General features: G+C 71.8%; 1 protein-coding gene. It reads right to left on the bottom strand.

Going from position 1 to position 2798, the window contains the following annotated elements; all coding sequences use genetic code 11:
* Nucleotides 1-6: 6 nt before the first annotated feature.
* Nucleotides 7-2798, bottom strand: a 2792-nt coding sequence (locus GJ632_RS20730) for a S8 family serine peptidase (RefSeq protein WP_191453912.1), incomplete at its 5' end; no start/stop codon positions are given.

Genomic DNA, 2798 nt, shown 5'->3' on the forward strand with positions numbered 1-2798 from the left:
TCTGACTCACGCTCGGCCGCCGCCCGTTCGGGTCGCGGTGTCGCCGTCGCCGCCGGCGTGTTCGTGGCCGTCACCGTCGCCGTGACCGTCGGTGTCGTCGTCGTGTGAGTGACAGTCGGCGTGGCCGTCAGCGCCGGCGCGGCGTCGGTTCGGGCGCGACGGGGCGGGCGGCGGTGGCGGTGGCGGTGCCCCGGACGACCCCGACCCAGACGAGTCGTCGTGCTCCGGCGTGGGGGTGGCCATCGGTGTCGACGTGGGCGTCGGCGACGGGGTGGGCGTCGGCGTCGTCGGTACCGTCGCCGTCCCGTCGAGTGCCACGTCGAGGACGCCGAGTTCGGCCGTCGTCACCGAGAGCGTCGCCGCGTGGTCCCCGCTGGCGTTCGGCGCGTACGACACCGTCACGTCGAGCGTCGTCCCCGGCGTCACGGTCACGTTCTTCGGCGGGTTCGCGAGGCCGAACTGGTCGGCGTCCGGTCCGACGATATCGGCGTCGAGGACGGTCAGGTTCGCCCGGCCGACGTTCGACACGGCGGCGTTCCCCGTCGCCGTCGCGTCCACCTCGGCCGACAGCGAGAGGTTCGTGCGGTTCGCCGCCGGTTCGCCGACGGCGTAGACGCCGTAGGTGCCGTTCTCGTTCGCCTCGACGGTGACCGCGTTCGCGTCCGTGTCGACGCTCGCGTTCGTCTCGGTCCAGTCGCCGCCGGCGTTCGTCCAGACGGCGACGGTGGACTCGTTCGCGTGCGACTCGTCGTATCGCAGCGTCACCGTCGCGTTCGTTGCGTTCGTCGTCGCGTTCGCGACGCTGACGTTCGCCGTTCGGTTCGCGCGCGCGAACGTCAGGTTCGGCGCGGCCGAGAGGCGACTCCGGTTCGGCGGCGCGTCCGCCGCGTCGAGGGCGACGCTGAGGTCGGTCCCCCGCAGGTCGAACGACGGCGCGTCGTCGGGCGAGACGTTCGTCAGCGTCACGTTCGACACGTTCGACGCGCGCAGGGCCGTCGTCGTCTCCGCCGAGACGTTCGTCAGTTCGAGCGTGGTCAGGTTCGACGCCTCGACGCCGACCGGTCGGTCTCGGACGGTCAGGTCGCGCACGGTGAGATTCGTCGCGTTCGCCGTCGTGGTGAGGACGGCACCGCCGTCGGCGGCGGCGAACGCCCTCCCGTCGCCGTCGAGGGTCACGTTCGCGGCGTCGACGACGAGCGAGTCGGGCGTCGCGCTCCCGCCGGTGTCGAGTCGGTAGTCGCCGTCGTACCGCAGGCGTCCGTCCGGCGGCAGGTCGTACGCCCCGAGTCGCGCGAGCGCGTTCGACGCGTCCACCTCGCCGTACCCCGTCTGCGCGTTCGGGACGGTTCCGACGGGGCGTGCGCTCCGCGTCAGGTTCGTCTTCAGTTCGCCCGGCGAGAGCCGGCGGTTGGCGTCCAGCATCGTCGCGAGGACGCCCGCGGCGTGGGGTGCGGCGGCCGACGTGCCGTAGAACCCGTTCGCGTAGACGCTGGAGGTGACGCCGTCGGCGGCCACCACGTCGGGCTTGCGTCGGCCGTCGATGGTCGGCCCGCGCGAGGAGAACGACTCCAGACGCCCCGTCGCGTGGTCGTACGCGCCGACGCTGACCGCGCGGCGGTTCGTCGCCGCCAGCGTGAGACTGCGCGCGTCCGTCCACTCGTCGGTGAACTCGGCACCGTCGTTCAGGAACACGTCGAAATCGGCCGTCCCGTCGGCGCTCACCCGCTCTATCGTCAGGTACGCGGTGGAGATGCCGTAGTCGTCGAGGTACTCGGTGAACGCCTCGGTCGGGTTTTGCGCACCGACTTGGTAGTCGTCGGCGCAGCGGAGGGCAGTCGCGTTCTCCACGTCCGCGTCGGCGTACAGGCAGAGCTTGTAATCTTGGTCGGTGCCGGGCCAGTCGTTCCACTGCGCCCACACCGTGACCCGGTCGTTCGCGTCGATAGCGAGCGACTCCGTGGACCCGTTCACGTTCAGGTAGCCGTCGCCGTCGGGGTCCGACCACGTCCCGTTCCAGTGGTGTCCGCCCGCGGAGTTCCCGGCGGAGACGACCCACGACGTGCCGTTCGCGACGCTGTCGTCGATGGCGTCGTCCATCTCCGAGGTGCCGTCCAGCGGACCGACGTTGTACCACCCGAGCGACATCGACACCACGTCCGTCGAGGTGTTCGATTCGAGCCAGTCGACGGCCCGGTAGAAGTCGAACAGCGAGTCGACGCGCACCAGTACGAGCGAGGCGTTCGGCGCCGTCTCGGCGACGAGTTCGGCCGTCGCCGTCCCGTGGCCGCCGGTGCCGTCGACGCCGGCACCGGTGTAGTCTCTCGTCTTCGCCACGCGCCCCTTCAGCGCGGGGTGGTCCAGGTCGAACTGGTCGACGTCTATCACGGCGACGGTGACGTTCGCGCCGCCGTACCCGCGCGCGTGGAGCGACTCCAACTCGGCCGTCTGGAGCGCTTCCGTCGTCCCGTCGGACCCGGCGAACGAGACGGGTCGGACCGGAGCACGGACGAACGACACGGCCGACTCGTTCGCCAGCGCCAGTATCTCCTCGCGCGTCGCCGTCGCCTCGACGTACCGGCCGTGCGCCGCGGTTCGCGCGTCGCGGCCGAGGACGCGGGCGACTGCGGCCCGCCCGGCGGCGACGTTCGCGGCGTCGAGTTCGACGACGACGGACCGCCCGGCGGGGCCGTCGCTCGACCGGACCGACAGCGTTCCGGCGTGACGGACCATCGTCGTTCGGTCCGTCTCGCCGTCGTCCGAGAGCAGTTCCGCGCCGACCTTCGCCCGCGTCGCGTTCG

It is taken from the genome of Halogeometricum sp. CBA1124 (genome assembly GCF_009741955.1).
GTDB lineage: Archaea > Halobacteriota > Halobacteria > Halobacteriales > Haloferacaceae > Halogeometricum > Halogeometricum rufum.